17 protein-coding genes and 1 tRNA gene are annotated in these 16,821 nt (G+C 42.9%); 9 read left to right on the plus strand and 9 right to left on the minus strand.

The window, feature by feature from the left end; genetic code table 11:
• Positions 1-30: 30 nt before the first annotated feature.
• A tRNA-Val gene (locus AB4154_RS03840) sits at positions 31-107 on the minus strand.
• Positions 108-865: 758 nt separating this feature from the next.
• On the opposite strand from AB4154_RS03840, the gene AB4154_RS03845 reads away from it, so the two are divergent.
• Complete coding sequence (locus AB4154_RS03845) at positions 866-1,879, plus strand: porin (protein ID WP_136974913.1); 1,014 nt, start codon at positions 866-868, stop codon at positions 1,877-1,879.
• A 127-nt stretch (positions 1,880-2,006) separates the two neighbouring features.
• Here the strand turns inward: AB4154_RS03845 and AB4154_RS03850 are convergent, their stop codons facing one another.
• Positions 2,007-2,666 carry a DUF2726 domain-containing protein gene (locus AB4154_RS03850; protein WP_372122251.1) on the minus strand — a complete coding sequence of 220 codons (660 nt, stop codon included), beginning with the start codon at positions 2,664-2,666 and terminating at the stop codon, positions 2,007-2,009.
• Between the two features lie 273 nt (positions 2,667-2,939).
• Between AB4154_RS03850 and AB4154_RS03855 the strand changes: the two genes are divergently transcribed.
• Positions 2,940-3,125: a hypothetical protein gene (locus tag AB4154_RS03855; RefSeq protein WP_017059179.1), complete on the plus strand. Its 186-nt coding sequence runs from the start codon at positions 2,940-2,942 to the stop codon at positions 3,123-3,125.
• A gap of 135 nt (positions 3,126-3,260) precedes the next feature.
• Here the strand turns inward: AB4154_RS03855 and AB4154_RS03860 are convergent, their stop codons facing one another.
• The gene (locus AB4154_RS03860; protein ID WP_102427817.1) at positions 3,261-5,219 is read right to left on the minus strand and encodes a GGDEF domain-containing protein; all 1,959 of its coding nucleotides are present in this window, start codon (positions 5,217-5,219) and stop codon (positions 3,261-3,263) included.
• Positions 5,220-5,479: 260 nt separating this feature from the next.
• Between AB4154_RS03860 and AB4154_RS03865 the strand changes: the two genes are divergently transcribed.
• Complete coding sequence (locus tag AB4154_RS03865; protein ID WP_017059177.1) at positions 5,480-6,586, plus strand: M20/M25/M40 family metallo-hydrolase; 1,107 nt, start codon at positions 5,480-5,482, stop codon at positions 6,584-6,586.
• 108 nt (positions 6,587-6,694) lie between these two features.
• Here AB4154_RS03865 and AB4154_RS03870 read toward each other — a convergent pair whose 3' ends face one another.
• Positions 6,695-7,117, minus strand: coding sequence for a DUF3859 domain-containing protein (locus AB4154_RS03870; protein ID WP_371721610.1), 423 nt, complete (start codon positions 7,115-7,117; stop codon positions 6,695-6,697).
• Positions 7,118-7,195: 78 nt separating this feature from the next.
• Positions 7,196-7,564 (minus strand): ATP-binding protein, encoded by a 369-nt coding sequence (locus AB4154_RS03875; protein WP_017065537.1) that lies wholly within the window; start codon positions 7,562-7,564, stop codon positions 7,196-7,198.
• 275 nt (positions 7,565-7,839) lie between these two features.
• Here AB4154_RS03875 and metA point away from each other — a divergent pair, with 275 nt between their 5' ends.
• Positions 7,840-8,781 carry a homoserine O-succinyltransferase gene (gene metA / locus AB4154_RS03880; RefSeq protein WP_017059174.1) on the plus strand — a complete coding sequence of 314 codons (942 nt, stop codon included), beginning with the start codon at positions 7,840-7,842 and terminating at the stop codon, positions 8,779-8,781.
• Between the two features lie 168 nt (positions 8,782-8,949).
• Positions 8,950-9,717 carry a type IV pilus biogenesis/stability protein PilW gene (pilW, locus tag AB4154_RS03885; protein WP_372122253.1) on the plus strand — a complete coding sequence of 256 codons (768 nt, stop codon included), beginning with the start codon at positions 8,950-8,952 and terminating at the stop codon, positions 9,715-9,717.
• An 88-nt stretch (positions 9,718-9,805) separates the two neighbouring features.
• On the opposite strand, the gene rlmF is transcribed toward pilW, so the two are convergent.
• Positions 9,806-11,128 (minus strand): 23S rRNA (adenine(1618)-N(6))-methyltransferase RlmF, encoded by a 1,323-nt coding sequence (gene rlmF, locus AB4154_RS03890; protein WP_372122254.1) that lies wholly within the window; start codon positions 11,126-11,128, stop codon positions 9,806-9,808.
• A gap of 4 nt (positions 11,129-11,132) precedes the next feature.
• A complete protein-coding gene (locus AB4154_RS03895) occupies positions 11,133-11,630 on the minus strand; it encodes a YgjP-like metallopeptidase domain-containing protein (RefSeq protein ID WP_004734935.1) in 498 nt (165 codons plus the stop codon).
• A 137-nt stretch (positions 11,631-11,767) separates the two neighbouring features.
• Here AB4154_RS03895 and AB4154_RS03900 point away from each other — a divergent pair, with 137 nt between their 5' ends.
• Complete coding sequence (locus AB4154_RS03900) at positions 11,768-12,004, plus strand: glutaredoxin family protein (RefSeq protein WP_016786183.1); 237 nt, start codon at positions 11,768-11,770, stop codon at positions 12,002-12,004.
• A gap of 89 nt (positions 12,005-12,093) precedes the next feature.
• Here AB4154_RS03900 and AB4154_RS03905 read toward each other — a convergent pair whose 3' ends face one another.
• Positions 12,094-12,966, minus strand: a complete 873-nt coding sequence (locus tag AB4154_RS03905) for a LysR family transcriptional regulator (protein ID WP_017065533.1) — start codon at positions 12,964-12,966, stop codon at positions 12,094-12,096.
• Between the two features lie 110 nt (positions 12,967-13,076).
• Here AB4154_RS03905 and AB4154_RS03910 point away from each other — a divergent pair, with 110 nt between their 5' ends.
• Together AB4154_RS03910 and AB4154_RS03915 are read left to right on the plus strand one after the other, a co-directional pair.
• On the plus strand, positions 13,077-14,276 hold the full coding sequence (locus AB4154_RS03910; protein WP_372122256.1) for an MFS transporter: 1,200 nt from the start codon (positions 13,077-13,079) through the stop codon (positions 14,274-14,276).
• Positions 14,277-14,361: 85 nt separating this feature from the next.
• Positions 14,362-14,928 carry a DUF1415 domain-containing protein gene (locus AB4154_RS03915; RefSeq protein WP_009846920.1) on the plus strand — a complete coding sequence of 189 codons (567 nt, stop codon included), beginning with the start codon at positions 14,362-14,364 and terminating at the stop codon, positions 14,926-14,928.
• Between the two features lie 28 nt (positions 14,929-14,956).
• Here AB4154_RS03915 and AB4154_RS03920 read toward each other — a convergent pair whose 3' ends face one another.
• Positions 14,957-16,027 (minus strand): diguanylate cyclase domain-containing protein, encoded by a 1,071-nt coding sequence (locus AB4154_RS03920; protein WP_372122258.1) that lies wholly within the window; start codon positions 16,025-16,027, stop codon positions 14,957-14,959.
• Between the two features lie 213 nt (positions 16,028-16,240).
• Here AB4154_RS03920 and AB4154_RS03925 point away from each other — a divergent pair, with 213 nt between their 5' ends.
• On the plus strand, positions 16,241-16,816 hold the full coding sequence (locus tag AB4154_RS03925; RefSeq protein WP_372122260.1) for a nucleoside triphosphate pyrophosphohydrolase family protein: 576 nt from the start codon (positions 16,241-16,243) through the stop codon (positions 16,814-16,816).
• Positions 16,817-16,821: the final 5 nt, after the last annotated feature.

Below are 16,821 nucleotides of genomic sequence, written 5' to 3' on the forward strand. Positions count from 1 at the left end.
ATAGTTATGCAATAAAAACTAAAGAAGGAATGGTGCGTCCGAGTGAACTCGAATCACCGACCCCCGCCATGTCAAGGCGGTACTCTAACCAACTGAGCTACGGACGCATTCCCTTAGAACGCCAACGATGATATCCATGATAAACAGATGGTGCAAGTATTAACTGGCATCTTGCGATTCGTTTGCTCACTTTGCAATCAAAGACATAACAACATGTCGATTTTACACCCAGATTATCGTCAAACCGCTGAAAAACAAAGTTTAGTTAGAAAAAATTCTAATCCTTGATGACAACCAATTAACTAACCTAATGTGTTCAATTTGGGATTTTTGTTGTCTATACCGTTTTTCTTGGCCTTTACAGTAACCATACAGGTATAGATCAATGCCTATATTTAGTGTCAAAAATTTTGCTTGCCCATTGGGTTACCGTAGTATTTTGATCATTATAAGTGAAAGGCACGCAGAGGCTTTGTAACTCACTGAAATACATCATTCATAAAAATCACCACGATTTTGTAATCGTCGTCATCGAATTACTAGGCCGCAATGACTAAATTCGGATTTTTCATATAAAGTGGCCGGGTTATTACCAACATACATAAATACGATAGCACTCTATAGTCGAAAAACATCAGCTACAATTAATCTCCCTCAAGAGCAACAATCTATAAGCAATTCAAAACCCAACCCCACACATCATAGCTATTTTGAATACATACAGCACAGTAATACATAATGAAATTTGCATAATGGTAAAGCGCGCCTATATTCATAACCTGTAGGAATCAATAATCTAAATTCAATGCTATACGTGAATTTATGGTTTACGATAAATACAAGTGTGAAAAATAGGGAATAAATTATGAAAAAATCACATATCGCCATTGCAGTGGTGAGCATACTATCGACATCTGCCGTATCGGCAGCGACCATTTATGAGACAGATGAAACAGTATTCAATATCGGCGGCCGCGCAGAAGTTCGAGGGAATTTCTCTGATGCGAATAAAAGTGCTGGTAATAGTAGCACCTATAGTGATAGATCACGTGTCCGCTTAAGTGTCGATGGCACACAAAAAGCGTCGGACGATATTTCCTTTTTTGGGAAATATGAATTCGAACTAACAGAGTCTGAAGATGGCGCATCAGATGATATCGGCATTAACACTCGATTCTTATATACGGGTGTTCAAACCAATCACGGTAACGTCTATTATGGCCACCAAAATAATGCCGTTACCTACTTAACCGATTGGACGGATATGGCTGAAACCTTCAGCGGCTATATCAATGAATACACGGTGTCGACTGCTGATCGAGCAAAAAATGTTTTACGTTATGAACTGACAAGCGACAACATCACCTTTCAAATTGATGGCAATTTCAATTCAGATAGTGAATCAGCACAAAGTGACGGCTTCGGTGCAGTTGTCGCCGGCAGCACTTCGATTGGGTTAGATATTGGCGTCGGTTATGCGTCAAGTGATGAAACCTATGGCGTTGGGACAGATACAGAAACTTCTGATGCCTATATTGGTGCGGTTAAGTACACCAACGATCAGGGGGTTTGGTTCGCCGCACTCTATCAATTTGGTAGTATTTCAGGTCTAGGCGTAAAAGATTCAGACTACGATTCTGCCGATGCTTACTTGGGATACTCGTTTGGTGCCAACACCGTCAACCTGACCTACAGCTACTTTGAAGCTGACGATATTGCAGATTACGACATTAACTTTATCGGTCTAGAATACGCACGTTATATTGGCGATGTGGCCTTCTTTGGTAGTTATAAGTTTAACATGTTAGACGAGGGCGAAGGTGGGCAAGGCGATAACGACGAAGATGAGCTACAGCTCGGTATGCGTTACGCGTTTTAGTCTAAACCAATCCACTTAATATTAGTAAAGCCGAGCATAATCAATGCTCGGCTTTTTAGTTTGTATAACTTATTCGTATCTAAGCGATTGAATGGAGTCCAACCGGATGCATTACTATCGATACCAACTATTCTTCAACATCGAATACAACGTTGTAGTTTTCGGTATAGGTGCAGTTTGGCTGGCGGCTACAAGTGAAGAAGCGTCGGCCTTTGTAATCGCCTTGGCTTGCCAGTTTGATGATCATTGGGCTACCACACTTCTTACAAAATCGCACTTCTTTTGATGGCTCGATTAAATCGATGTGTGCTGCCAGTAACCTCTTCAAACGGGTCACTTGGTAGCTGTGTTTAATAGATGCACCAATCAGAGGTAAACCTGCCGATTTACACACGTGAATTAGTAGCTTTTCGCGATCGACTTTCCCTTTATTGAGCTCTTTGCCGTTATCAAGTTCGATAATAACGCGGGGCTCTAGCGTTCGCGGGTCGCAAACAACAAAGTCGAAGTAACTACGTGAGATCTTGTTGTTGGCGATAAACCAATTCTTCTTATTGTTCGTCTTAGCAGGAACAAGTACGTTCGACATGCTGACTTTAGCAAACACTTCCCCATGGTTGCCCACAGCTGATTTTAGCGCATTATAGAATGTCGCCTGTTGCGCCGACATCAACGCGCCTTTCTTCTGATAAGCGTGGTCTTTGGTGTCATCGTGTTTCACCACATACTTTTGAATAAAGTAAAAGAACACAACCAGAACAATTACAACGATAAAGATATTAGTCATTTTCCAACACAATCAAGTCTGTATAGGGATTAAGAGAGTAGCTAGCGTATGTAGAAAAGCATCACCTGGCAAGCAAAAGAGCGAGAGTTGCCAACCAGAATCACGACCTTTGAGCGCAGTGCCCAACGAGAGGTCGCTCCTTCGCTAGACACACCTCTCTTATTTTGATAATTAAATCATCAATTACACTCTAGATTGATTTAGATCAATTTACCTAGATTTGTGATCAACTAGTCTAAAAAACGTTAGACAAATGTTAATAAGGAAATTGATATGGAACTTAAACAAGACCCAAGATGTTATACCGACGTATGTGTAGATGGTAAATGGTTCCACTATGACCACTGCGGAACCCAAGCCTACATGTTAAAGGGAGGAGCTTCGGCTGTGATTGAACTCGCTAGCGAACCAGCGACAGAAGGCGAATTGGTTGAAATGCTTCAAGGTGTCGCTAAGTAACCCACCAAGCCAAATCACAGTATGAATTAAGCGAATAAGAGTAAATAGCCGTATTAGTTCAGATAAGCACTCTTATTCGCTTAGTTATTGAAGTTCAGGTTTCTTGATTGCAGGGGATTAACTAAGTTTAGGAACTCAAATGATAACGACTTTATTGCGCCCTGACTGCTTAGCTTGATACAAAGCATCGTCTGCCGATTTCAAGTGTTTCTTATAGGTACGGCTATTCAACTGTTGCTCCGTTAGATGAGTCGTCGCACCAATCGATGTGGTTAATTCTAATGGGCCAGAATGCGTTTCAATCGCTCGGTCAGCGATCGCTTGCCTTATAAGCTTAAGCTCTTTATTAGGATCTTGATTCCCAGCCAGCAACAAAACAAACTCTTCCCCACCCCATCTTGCCACTACATCGTTTGTTGATAAGATTTTCTCTAAACGCTTAGCGACTTCCACCAGCACTTGGTCACCAATATCATGGCCATAAGTGTCATTAACTTGTTTGAAGCGGTCTAAATCTAGAATAGCGAGCGTATACCCAAACGACGACAAATGATGTGGCATCGGCTGAGTTAACCGTTGCTCTAAGTAACGCCTATTGTATAAGCCTGTCAGTTCGCATCTTGTTGATTGCTTAAGTAGTTCTTTGTTGGTCTTCTGGATCGAGCGTAACCTTATCAATAGTAACGTGGCGCTTATCATCACCATGATACCCAAAGCGACGACGATTCGATTCCGTAATTGCTGCTTATCTAATGTCAGCTCACCCAACTCTTTTTCTGCGTTAAGCAGTTCGTTTTCTTGAGCTAATGATGCCGTAGCGAAATCTTGCTCTAGTAAAAAGATATCACTCTGGCGCTTATCAAATAGCAGCGCTTTGTTGCCCTTGTAATAGAGTTTGAAGTAACGAAGTGCGTTCTCGCTGTCGCCTCTCGAATCATAGTATTCAGCAAGTGTTCTTAAGCCGAGGACCTTCCAGCTGCGAGTCCCCACAACATCGAACATTGCAGACGATCGCTTTAGATCAGCAAAAACAAAATTATCTCGGTTCAAACCAATGTTCGCTAAGGCTCTATTTAGGTAACACTGCCCCAATTGAAGTGTGTATTTGTCCACGCCTGGGTATCTAAGACACAAGTTTGCGACTTGTCGTGCTGACTCAAAGTTCTTTTCCGCCAACAACACATCACTCTCTGCTTTTAATAGGATGATTTTGTATCGTTCACTCACGTTATCGCCATTTAGCTTAGCCGCACTTTGATATGCTTCTCGGCCTTTGACTAAATCACCACTGCGCAGATAAGCAAAAGACTCATTCACATGCAGCACGCCGATGGTAGACGCTTCGAGTAGTCCACTCTTGTAATAGAGCTTTTTGGCTCTTTTAATCAGCTTGAGCGCTTTAGGCCAGTCTTCCAAATAGATATAAAGCAGTGCCATATTTGACACTAACTTGCTGTTGTAGATGTGATGAGGGTACTTCTTACCAAGGTCTAAACCTTTATGGAAAAAGTATTGAGCTTCAGGAAAGTCATTGCGGATGTTATTGATGACACCAGCCGTGTTATAGGCCTTAATCAACAACTCTTCATAGTGAAGCGATTCTGCGATATCTATCGCAGCTCTGATTTGGATTTCAGATTCCGCTAGCTCACCCGTACTGATGTATTCGATCGCTAATTCAACGAGAGATTGGGCCTTTAACCAACCCATATGTTCGTGTTGTGCGAGTGCTTTAATCTGCCTGACGTATTCGGAAACCGCTTTGGTATCCAACTTATGTTGCGCGAGGTTCGACAAAATCATCAATTCGTAAGCACGATAGATGGCTTTATCTTGGTCTGGGAACTTGGCTTGGAGAGCCTCAAGTTGTAGGGAAGCTAAATTAGGGTCACCACGAGATACATCGAGAATATCGATCAACGCAGATCCATATTGAGAGAGTGATAACTCTTTCTCTGGACTATAAACACTCGGGTTTTCAGGGCGAATATGCTTTAAATCGTCGTCATAAGTTGGATAGAGCAAATACAGCCCCAGCACAATACTCATCAGCACCACGAAAAGGAATGAACCTAACACATTGTTTCTATTCATTTATCAGGGCCATTATTGATTGAATTCCAATTTTATTGACGTTTTTTAAGAGCGGTCAAACATTATACCCGACAGATATACAGATTAAAATCCTGCGCACTGGTGGATCTGAATTGGGTTTTTCTCATTAATTAGAATAATCAGGCAACTTTCTTGATTTAACTCAGACAATCATCTACCTCATTGGCGTTATAGTGATTTTCCTGTTCCTACCTCCGCGGCTTCTTTTTGAACAAGCGGAAGCATAATGAGAATTAACAATGACCCAAATTAATGAACAACGTCTTGTAGAACATTTCTGCGATCTAGTGAAAATTGATAGTGAATCTCGTAACGAAAAAGCGATTGCTGAAGCTTTGGCTGAGCAACTCGGTGAACTAGGTTTTGAAGTTCACAAACTGGCGGTTCCTGAAGAAGTGTCTAATGGTTTCAACATCTACGCTCGTCTAGATGGCACTCTTCCAGGTAGCACAGTGTTCAGCTGCCACATGGACACAGTAACGCCAGGCATCGGCATTGAGCCAATCATCGAAGACGGTATCATCCGTTCAAAAGGCAACACAATTCTAGGTGGTGACGACAAGTCTGGTATCGCAGCTATCATGGAAGCGGTTCGTTGCATTAAAGCTGAAGGACAAGAGCACAAAACTATCGAGATTGCATTTACTGTATTCGAAGAAGGCGGTCTGTTCGGCTCTTTGAACTTCGATATGTCTTACATTCAATCTGAGCACGCAATCGTACTTGATACAGGCGGTCCAATTGGCACTATCGTAAACGCAGCGCCTGGCCAGCAGAAGATTGTTGCTAAAATCAAAGGTCGCCCTGCTCACGCTGGTTTAGCACCAGAAGAAGGCATCAGCGCAATTCAAGTTGCTGCAGACGCTATCACTAAGATGAACCTACTTCGTATCGATGAAGAAACGACAGCAAACGTTGGTATTGTTGAAGGTGGTCAAGCAACTAACATCGTAATGCCAGAGCTTAAAGTCGTGGCTGAAGCACGTTCTCTAAACGGCGAAAAGCTAACGGCTCAAGTTGAACATATGATCTCTACATTCCAAGAAAGTGCTAAGCAGTTCGGCGCTGAAGTAGAAATCGAATCAACTCGTGCTTACGATGCATTCGTTATTGCAGACGATCATCCGCACATTCTTTCTATCAAATCGGCGTTTGAGAAGCTTGGCGTCACAGCGAACACTAAACGCACTGGCGGCGGTAGCGATGCAAACAACTTCAACGCAAAAGGCCTGACTACAGTTAACCTTTCTACTGGTATGGCGAAAGTTCACACCACTGAAGAGTACATTGCAGTGAAAGACATGGTCGCAATCACTGAGTTTGTTGTGGCTTACGTAACGCAATAATCGAATCCATTAGTTAGGTAGTCACTTCTATCTAGCACAATGAAAAAAGCCGAGACATCATCACGATGCTCGGCTTTTTGTTGTTTAGGTGAACATAGAAGGTCGAACCTAAAACCCTCTACGCTTCCAGAATTGGCCTTCGTCTTTTGCTACTAGGTCGAATGTCTTGTCGGCGATGATGTTGCCTTTTAGCTCAACCGTCATGCGCCACTTTCCTAGCTTGTTCGAGACAGGAGCCCAGATAGTGTCACCTAAGTAGAAATCCCAGTCATTGTTACCGACATACTCCTCACCACCAAACGGTTCGAGCACTTCACCTTTGTCTGTGGTGATGTTTGGGTGATAAATGCAGTAACGGATCTTCTCACCTTTGGCTTTTTTGATATTCAGGATATAGCCAAACTCTACGTCGATTTCAGCATCAACGGTGGTGGTGAACTCTTGGATTTTTGGAAGATCTTTAGATTTTGAATCCCATGTGGAATAGATACCATAAGAAGTCATGTCGACCACAACAGAGCGCTTTGCCATTTCAATCGTTACCTTGAAGTTGTTCTATTAATTTAATTCTATTTGCCATTCAGCCACGCAAGCAGAAGAAGAACGAGGCTATTCTTGCCAGTCTTTCGCCATACGCTTAATTACTGAAGGTTCAATGTCGTGAATAGTGCCATATTGCTCTCGGCACACTTCGATAATTAATTCTGCTTTATATTTGAGTGCAAGTTGGCGGTAGGCTTTCATTTCCCAATGCTTAATAAAGGTATTCGAAACAACCACATCAAACCCTTGCTTTAAGCCGTTTTCAGCTGTGTTTTGACACCACTCATGAGCTTGTTGCAGCTGCCTAGGATCAAAATGGTACTCACCTTGCTCATTCACATAATACATATCGGCTTCGACATGCAATGCATCGTAGGTTTTTGCTTTTGTTGATTTGCCAGAACCGGGCAACCCTCGAATGAGTATTAACTTCATCTGTCACTGTACAGGCTAATTTGAAAACATGAGTTTATCGTAAATAGTAACGAGTTGCTCTGATAACTGCCTCTGCTCAGCATACGAAAACCAAGTACTTACACACGACTCAGACAATCACTGAATACAATGAGACTCCCCTCGAAGCGCGTGGATTGCTTCTGATAGAAAACACAAATAATTTACATCTATCCATTTTGCATATCGACAAGCGTATCAAACTACTATAGATTTAGATGTATAGACGTCTACATATCTAGCTTAGGGAGAAAGCTGTGCCTATTCGCATTCCAGACCAATTGCCAGCATCCGATGTTCTTCGTGAAGAAAACATCTTCGTTATGCCGTTATCAAGAGCATCGACACAGGAAATTCGTCCACTTCGAGTCTTGATCCTCAACCTAATGCCGAAGAAGATTGAAACTGAAACTCAATTTTTACGCCTACTATCGAACAGCCCATTGCAAGTTGATGTAGAGCTGCTGCGCATTGATGATCGACCAAGTAAAAACACACCGACTGAACACCTTGATAACTTCTATCGCCAATTTGAAATGGTCAAAGGAAGAAACTTTGATGGATTGATCATCACTGGTGCGCCGCTTGGCTTGGTTCAATTTGAAGATGTTATCTACTGGGACCATCTGAAAACCATCATGGAATGGGCAAACAAGCACGTTACTTCAACTCTATACGTGTGTTGGGCGGCTCAGGCTGGTTTGAAATTACTGTATGATTTGCCAAAACGCACGCGTAAAGAGAAGTTGTCTGGTGTTTATAATCACGAGATACATAACCCATACCACCCTATTTTACGTGGCTTCGACGATACATTCTTGGCTCCGCACTCTCGCTATGCGGACTTCTCTCAAGAGTACTTAGCAGAGCATACCGACCTTGATGTTCTTGCGACTTCTGATGTTGCGGGTGTATATCTAGCGGCGACCAAAGATAAACGAAACGTGTTTGTAACCGGTCACCCCGAGTACGACTCTCATACACTTCACAATGAATACATTCGTGATTTGGGTGAAGGCATGGAGCCTGTGATTCCAATCAACTACTACCCGAATAACAATCCAGACAACAAACCGGTTGCAAGCTGGCGCAGCCACGGACACTTGTTGTTCTCAAACTGGCTAAACTACTGCGTTTACCAACAAACGCCTTACGATCTGGATCATTTCAGCGAAGACAACTTTACCAAAGACGATTAAGTTCTTTCTTCCGATTCACAAACACATAAACCGTGTTCAGTATGTTGTTGATAAAACGACGAATTGGACGCGGTTTTTTTATGGTGTGTGGGTCGCATTCCATGATAGATTTACGACTTCAATGGGTTTGATTTCATATGATGGGTTGGTGTTCATAAGGAGCTTCACATGCCTGCCAAGCCATCATTTTCAAATCCGATTTCGTTGTCCCGCCCTCTTTCGTTATCAAGTGTGGTACTACTTGCCTCGCTTTCCTTGGCCGGTTGTGTCTCTGTCACTGAAGGACCGCCAAAGATTGAAAGTGATCCTATCGCGATGTCTGAATCTCGAATCGAATTAGGTTTGGGCTATATGGGACAAGGCAATATGGTGAGAGCGCGTGAAAACCTAGAGCTCGCGATTAAACACGCACCTAGCTACTACCGTGCTCGGCTTTCAATGGCGCATTACTACGAACAAGTGGGCGAAGTAGACGAAGCGAGAACCACTTACCGTAAAGCACTCAGTCTTGATTCAAGAAACGGCAATGTATTGAACAACTACGGTACCTTCTTGTGTAAACAGGGCGAATACGAGCAAGCTGATAAGTACTTTAATCGCGCTATCGATCAACCTTACTACTACTTGGTATCTGCAAGTTATGAAAATGCCGCGTTTTGCGCATTTAAGGCTGGCAATACCGACCAAGCGAAGTACTACTTTAGCAGAGCAATTGACCACGATCCAAACCGCGTGAAATCGATACTGCAGCTTTCAAAGATTGAAGTGAGTGACGCCGATTACAATGAAGCTCGACTCCGTTTATTCAAATTCCACCAGCGTTATGGCTATCAAATTCCATCACTTAAAATCTTGGTCGATCTCGAAAATAAAGCAGGCAACAGAGCTCTAGAGCAGAAATATCAGAGTAAGTTAGATGAGTTGCTTTCTGCTTAGCGTATAGGTAAAACACAAAAAACGGGCTTGTTGCGTTAACAACAAGCCCGTCCGTATTTCAGCTTAATAACTTAACTAAGTGCAGCCGCTATTTTAGCGCAATCCACTCTTGTCTTTGCTCATCGTCCATAAAGGTCCATGCGATAAAGCGACTTACCTTCTGGCCTTGTGACATCTCGACGACTTTCACTTGTTTAGCTCTAAGCTTGCCAAGCTCTGAACGAACCATATCGACGTTATCTTTCTTAGAAATCAATGTCGTAAACCACAAAACTTGAGTAGCAAAAAGTTGACTCTCTCTCGCCATCTTCATAATGAAAGCGGCTTCACCACCTGGGCACCAAAGCTCGGCTTTTTGACCACCAAAGTTTAAGGTTGGTTTATCTTGCTTAGTTGATTTATCTAACTTAACTGGCTTCTTATTCATTTCTGGCTTGAACGACTGACCGGCTTTCTTAGCACGGTTCGCCGCTAGATTATCCAGTTTACGTTGTGACCCCTTTTCAGCCTCTTCAAGAGAGCTGTGGAATGGCGGGTTACAAATAGTGACATCGTAACGTTCATTATCCTTAATCACGCCCTTAAAGATAGATTCAGAGTCATCTTGTAGGCGAGCGCGGATCTTACCTTTTAGATTAGGGTTGCTTTCCGCTATGAAGTTCGCTGTTTTGATGGAGACTGAATCAACATCTGTCCCTGTACAACGCCACTTATACTCTGTCGCACCAATGATTGGGTAGATACAGTTTGCACCGACACCAATATCTAATGCTTTCACAGACGCGTGGTTATAGGGTTCACCTTGGCCATCGCTATTAAGGATGTCGGCCACTCTGTGAATGTAGTCTGCACGACCAGGAATTGGCGGGCACAAGTAACCAGCAGGAATATCCCAATGTTTAACGCCATAGTGATGCGCCAACAAAGCTTTGTTGAGTAGCTTAACAGCCAATGGATCAGAGAAATTAATGGTGTCTTCGCCAACCGGATTCTTGATCAGATGCTCTTTTAGCTCAGGCAAGGCTGCAACTAGTAACTCGAAGTTATAGCGGCCAGTGTGCTGGTTTCTTGGGTGTAATCCACCTTGAGGTTTTTCAGCCGAGCGTCTTTTCTGAGCTGCGTTCTTGTTAAAAGCCGTTTTATTGAAAGAACCCTTATTCGATGATCCTTTATTGGCACCCGGTTTACCTCTGCTATCTTTTGCAAAAGGTCGCTTTGCTTTGTTATTGCCCGCGCCTTTAGGTGCACTATTCTTGCGGCTTTTATCAGATGTGTTCTTTGTAGAAATACGCTTGTCGCTGCTTGGCTTAGCTGTACTTGGCTTAACATCAGCTTGGTTGTCTTTTGTTTTTGCTGATGAAGTGCTGTTTTTCGACAGGCTTAGCGTCGTTCTATTTTGTGATTGGCTCATTGGGCTACTTCTTTAAATCTAAATACATCATGAATAAACGGGCATCCAACTCAAGTTGATGATATTCCGGTTCCATGTGACAGCATAGTTGGTAAAAGGCTTTGTCGTGCTCTTTCTCTTTGATATGCGCCAGTTCGTGTACCACCAGCATTCTTAGCAAAGGTTCTGGTGCATTTTTAAAAACACTGGCGATACGAATTTCATTCTTTGATTTGATCTTTCCACCGTGATTCTTAGCAACGTAAGAATGCAGACCTAACGCATTATTGATTAGGTGTATCTTGCCGTCGTAAATCACTTTGCTGATCGGTGGTGTTTTTTTCATGTAGCGATTTTTTATCTCAATCGCATAGTCAAACAGGGCTTTCTCGCTTTTTATTTCATGATTCTTTGGGTAGCGAGCTTCAAACCAAGGCACCAATTTACCCGACTCTACAAGTTGAGTAACAGGATCAAGAATGTGCTTAGGATAGCCTTGAATATAGCGTAAAGAAGGATGCATGCTGAAAGACCGTACAAGTTACACCACGACAATACGTTGTGGTCTTGAAAATTGAGCCGCATAGTGTAACTGATCACACTTTTCTAATCACCTAGGATTCGTTACACTTTAGCGAGATTCACCAAGAGAATGAAAAAATGAAACGTGTTGTATTGTACGTCGCAGACAAATGCCCGCACTGTAAAGATGCCCAAAGGTATTTAGACTCTAAGAAAATTGTTTACCGCCTGACGAATGCAAAGATGCAGCGTGGCCGTAAAGAATTGCAAGCAATGGGTGCTCGTTCTATCCCCGTGCTTAAAATCGGCGATCAAGTGATGGTCGGCTGGAATCAGAAAAACTTCGATAAGATGTATAACTCAAAGAACACCTAACGTGCTCTGAGCCAGTCATACTTCTATACAACAAAGCCCGAATATCCAATCTAGGATGTTAGGGCTTTGTTTATTTAAATCTTACTAAATCACACATACCGCTTAACGAAATCAATAAAGGTTCGGTCTGCTTTTGACAGATACCCTTCCTTTCTCCACGCCAAAGATAGGTTCAGTTTCACAGGGTCTTTAAATGGCACGCCTACGACATCTTCCTCGTATTCTGTCACCAAGCTAAGCAACGCGGTGATGGCAAACTCTCGCTTCACGATGGAAAGAATCATTGGCAATAAATTGGTTTCGAACGCAATGGTCATATCGAGATTGTACTTCTTACAAGTCGCATCGATAAAATCGCGGTGGAAGTAGCCCGATTTGAACATGATCAGCTCTTGAGCAAAAAATTCTTCAAAGGTGATGGATGGTTGCGTTGCCAGTGGGTGATCTTTGCCAACTACAGCTAACATTTCTGAGCTTAACAGGTGGTCAGTTTCAAGATCATCAGGCACGTTTTCATGGTTGATTACGCCAATATCGAGTTCGCCGTTTAACAGCATTTCACGAATAGATGCGGTGCCTGCATCAATCAAGGTCAACTTTAGGTTTGGGTATTGGCTTTTAAAGGCCATCACGACTTGGGGAAAAAAATAACTGCCCATCATACTTGGAGCGCCTAATCGAACCTCGCCTTTCTCTAACCCCTTTAGCTCATTCATCGCGAGTTGAGCGTCATCAAACTGCTGGGCGATTCGCTTCGCATGCTCAAACAGTACCTTTCCCTCTTCCGTTAAGGTGACGGATTTATCTCCTCGACGGAATAGAATCAACTCAAGCGTCTGTTCTAGTTTTTTAATAGAAATGCTCAATGCGGGCTGCGCGATATGCAGCGCTTTTGCGGCCTGAGTGAAGTTACCAAACTGCGCAACAGCCAGAAAATGTCGAAGAGGTTTTGATTCAAGCATGGCGATATATTTAATATATAGGGGTGATATTTTTAATATATTTCTTTAATCACACTTGTGCTGATAACTTGTTCACAAATAGCTTACTAACTCGTGCAGGCACAACGTAAATGTTTGATAAAGGCAGTCTTCAATACAAACGCATCACCCAATCATTGGCGATTGGCTCGTTTATCATTTTCTGTAACCTTTACCTCTTTCAGCCAATCTTGCCGCACATGGCGGAGCACTTCCAAGTATCTGAAACTCAGATCAACTGGTTGTTTGCTGCTACAACACTCGGCCTTTCGATTAGCTTGGTACCTTGGGCAATTGCCTCTGAAACCTTTGGTCGTAAACCCATTATTCTGTTCAGTCTGTTCGCTATCCCATTAATAGGGTTAAGCATGGTGTTCACGACTACCTTGTTGCAACTCGTTATTGCCCGCGCATTTATGGGCATCGCTGTGGCGGCGTTTGCTGGTGTGGCGGTTGCCTATATGGTTGAGGAGTTAACACCCAAAGCCTTTGCTGTCGCGATTGGAGGTTATATTGCGGCCAACTCATTGGGTGGAATCTTCGGACGTGTATTAGGCGGCTTAATTACAGACTATTTCGATTGGCATGCAACTGTACTGTTTTTCGTTGTCGGTTCATTGCTTGGTGCACTCTTTATTGCCTATCGCCTACCTGACCAACAGAACTTCAAACCTCAAAAAGGGCTGTTCTTTCATCACAACCGCTCCGTTGTAATGCACTTAAGAAACCGTACCTTGTGGCTTGCCATGTTGATTGGTGGTGCTAACTTCGCGCTGTTTGTTAACCTGTACTCTGTAATGGGCTTTAGGCTAGTATCCGAACCTCACTCGGTACCCGTTGGTTTAGCTTCACTGATATTCCTATGTTACTTGGCCGGTACGGTAAGCTCTAAGCTCTCCAACAAATGGACACTTCGCTTTGACCCGTTAAGCGGAATATTGATGGGCGTGTGTATTAGCTTAATCGGAATGCTAATTTCTGCAGTCGACAAAGTTCCGTTCATGCTAGCAGGCTTGTTATTGATTAGTGGCGGCGCGTTCTTCGCCCATACCCTTGCCTACTCTTGGGTAAGTCAAAAAGCACCGAGCGCCAAAGCGACAGCAACGGCACTTTACTTAGTTCACTACTACATTGGCGGGAGCTTAGGTGGTTTCTTACTCTTATATTGTTGGCAGCAGTTCGGTTGGAATGGCGTGATTGCGGGCGGTTCAATCTTCTATGTCGCGATATTTGCTTGGGTCTACCAGTTGAAACAGCTACAAGTATCGGCGTCTAAACTTGCACAAGCATAAGTACGACTAAGGTTGTAACTCAATTATTGCTTTTGATTGACGTCCGTTCTGATATCCTACGCAAAATTTCATTTCGGAACCTGTTATGTCGAACACTCAAAGCACAGATCTTCAAACCATCCACGACCAAGTAAAACAGTGGTTAGATGATGTCGTTATTGGCCTAAACCTGTGTCCATTCGCAGCCAAGCCACAACGTAATAAACAGATTAAGATCTTTGTGAGTGAAGCAAATACGGAAGAAGCGTTGTTGGAAGACATCATGACGCATTTCGTAGAGTTAGATAACACGCCTGTCGCCGAGTTAGAGACGACTTTGGTGGTTGTGCCTAACATGCTGCAAGATTTTTTCGACTACAACATGTTCATTGATTGGATTGAAGCGTTGATCAAGCAAGAAGATTGGGAAGGCGTTTACCAAGTAGCAACCTTCCACCCAGACTATTGCTTTGGTGGTGCGGATCCAGAAGACGATGAAAATCTAACGAACCGTTCTCCGTATCCGGTTTACCATTTGATTCGTGAAGCGAGTATGGAAAAAGTGTTGAAGCACTACCCTAACCCTGAAGCGATTCCTGATACCAACATCGCGAGAGTTGAATCCTTAACGCCGGAAGAACGTCGTCAACTGTTCCCTTACCTGTTCAGTTAATCGTTCAGCTAATCGCTAACAAGATGGCTCATATTCCTGAGCGTTCTTGATGATATGGACGAGAAATGAACTGATCTCGTCCATTTTGTTTCGCAATGTACAGGCATTCATCGGCAACTTTGATTAACGAGTCTAACGCCGACATTCTTTCTCCTTTGGTATATCCAGTACTCAATTCAAAATGACATGCACCGATTGATATGGTGACTGGCTTTCTATCCAGTGTGATTTTCTTCATCTCTTGCAAAAGAGTCATGAACTTATCTTCTACACAACTTGGTGTACTATTTGGATACCAAAGAATGAACTCTTCACCACCAAAGCGTGCCACAAACTCACCCTCTTGAGTGTTATTGCTCAGCACGTTCGCCACTTTCTTTAAGACAACATCACCCATTTGATGACCGTAAGTATCATTAACGACCTTAAAGAAATCGATGTCGACAACGGCCAAGGTTCCCTTTCCTAAAGAGCCTTTTAACTGCTCGACTTCCGCATTCAACGTTTTGAACAAACAACGTCTATTCGGTAAGTGTGTCAGAGGATCGTAAAGAGCTTGGTACTCTAACTTCTCGTTTAGCTCTTTGAGTTTTCGTTCTTGCTGCCTTCTAACCAGTTCCACTTCGATCCATGAGGCCATTAACCTCATAACGTCGATATCGAACTCTTTGAATTCACGATGATAAGGAGTCGGGCTTGAAAAGTTTAAGGTGCCATAAAGCTCATCATTGACGAAAATAGGGACACCAATGTAAGACTCCAGACCAAAAGATTGGTAAGCGGGATGCGTCGCATACTTATCGTGTTTGCCACAATGCTCTATGCAGATAGGACCAATCGATTTACAGGTAATTTCGCAATAGGTTGAACGATAATCGAAGATATCGCCACTATTGAGCTCAACCCCTTCAGGTGTGACAGAGTGTTCAACTAAGTAAGTATTACCCTCGACTTTAGATAAAATACCGATATCAAGGTTGAAGCGTTCAAGCCCCATGATAAGCAGCTGAGCGATCTGAATATCGAAGCCCTTCCGGTAATCATTGGTGATTTGATACAAGCGACGTATAACAATTTCGCTTTCACTGGCTTGGTTCATAAATGGAGTCCCACTGCAGCCGAAGTTAATGGCAACATTAATATTTGGTATATTAAGAAGAGTAAAGTGTAAAAAAACATAATAATCAATTGGTTTGTATGCAAAATACCTCATTGGTCCAATGAATAAAAGTCGACTTCTTCGACTTTGCGTTAGCACCCTATTCCTAGCTTTGGTAAAATAATCCATTAACGAAACAGAATGGATAGGAAAATGAACCTTTCTCAACTAAGCCAAGAAATCTACGATCACCTTTACCGCGACATTGAAGAGTTCCGCAATACTTTTGATCTGCCTGTTGCTGCTCCTGAAACAATGGACGAAAAAGGCGATACGCTACATACATCTCTAGCGATCGAAGAACTGACAGAACTTGCAGAAGCTGACTCAAAAATCGAACAAGCGGACGCTATTGTAGACAGCGTTTATGTTTTGATGGGGCGTCTGGTTCACCTTGGCCAAGCTAAGGTTGAAGACAACCTAGCAATCAGCTACCTGATCGACCTGCTATTGAATGTTTCTAAAAACCGCTCTATTGACTTCTTACCTTGCTGGGACGAAGTACACTCAAGCAACATGAGCAAAGTATGCCGTAATGAAACAGAATACGCAGAAACAGAAGCATTCTATGCTGAGCAGAACATTAAGCTAATGGCGGTTCAAAAAGGTGAATACATCATTGCTAAATGCGCTGAAGATTTTGTATCGGAAGGTAAAACAGTTCGCCAAGGTAAAGTACTAAAATCTGTACACTACCGTCCAGCCAACCTTGAGCCTCTTACAGCTTAAGTAGA

Source organism: Vibrio sp. 10N.286.51.B11 (assembly GCF_041469245.1).
Classification (GTDB): domain Bacteria; phylum Pseudomonadota; class Gammaproteobacteria; order Enterobacterales; family Vibrionaceae; genus Vibrio; species Vibrio crassostreae_C.

What these genes read in the sequence shown, in the direction of transcription:
- AB4154_RS03845 (WP_136974913.1), top strand. Translation starts at nt 866, where the DNA reads ATGAAAAAATCACATATCGCCATTGCAGTGGTGAGCATACTATCGACA.
- AB4154_RS03850 (WP_372122251.1), bottom strand. Translation starts at nt 2,666, where the DNA reads ATGACTAATATCTTTATCGTTGTAATTGTTCTGGTTGTGTTCTTTTAC.
- AB4154_RS03855 (WP_017059179.1), top strand. Translation starts at nt 2,940, where the DNA reads ATGGAACTTAAACAAGACCCAAGATGTTATACCGACGTATGTGTAGAT.
- AB4154_RS03860 (WP_102427817.1), bottom strand. Translation starts at nt 5,219, where the DNA reads ATGAATAGAAACAATGTGTTAGGTTCATTCCTTTTCGTGGTGCTGATG.
- AB4154_RS03865 (WP_017059177.1), top strand. Translation starts at nt 5,480, where the DNA reads ATGACCCAAATTAATGAACAACGTCTTGTAGAACATTTCTGCGATCTA.
- AB4154_RS03870 (WP_371721610.1), bottom strand. Translation starts at nt 7,117, where the DNA reads ATGGCAAAGCGCTCTGTTGTGGTCGACATGACTTCTTATGGTATCTAT.
- AB4154_RS03875 (WP_017065537.1), bottom strand. Translation starts at nt 7,564, where the DNA reads ATGAAGTTAATACTCATTCGAGGGTTGCCCGGTTCTGGCAAATCAACA.
- pilW (WP_372122253.1), top strand. Translation starts at nt 8,950, where the DNA reads ATGCCTGCCAAGCCATCATTTTCAAATCCGATTTCGTTGTCCCGCCCT.
- rlmF (WP_372122254.1), bottom strand. Translation starts at nt 11,128, where the DNA reads ATGAGCCAATCACAAAATAGAACGACGCTAAGCCTGTCGAAAAACAGC.
- AB4154_RS03895 (WP_004734935.1), bottom strand. Translation starts at nt 11,630, where the DNA reads ATGCATCCTTCTTTACGCTATATTCAAGGCTATCCTAAGCACATTCTT.
- AB4154_RS03900 (WP_016786183.1), top strand. Translation starts at nt 11,768, where the DNA reads ATGAAACGTGTTGTATTGTACGTCGCAGACAAATGCCCGCACTGTAAA.
- AB4154_RS03905 (WP_017065533.1), bottom strand. Translation starts at nt 12,966, where the DNA reads ATGCTTGAATCAAAACCTCTTCGACATTTTCTGGCTGTTGCGCAGTTT.
- AB4154_RS03910 (WP_372122256.1), top strand. Translation starts at nt 13,077, where the DNA reads ATGTTTGATAAAGGCAGTCTTCAATACAAACGCATCACCCAATCATTG.
- AB4154_RS03915 (WP_009846920.1), top strand. Translation starts at nt 14,362, where the DNA reads ATGTCGAACACTCAAAGCACAGATCTTCAAACCATCCACGACCAAGTA.
- AB4154_RS03920 (WP_372122258.1), bottom strand. Translation starts at nt 16,027, where the DNA reads ATGAACCAAGCCAGTGAAAGCGAAATTGTTATACGTCGCTTGTATCAA.
- AB4154_RS03925 (WP_372122260.1), top strand. Translation starts at nt 16,241, where the DNA reads ATGAACCTTTCTCAACTAAGCCAAGAAATCTACGATCACCTTTACCGC.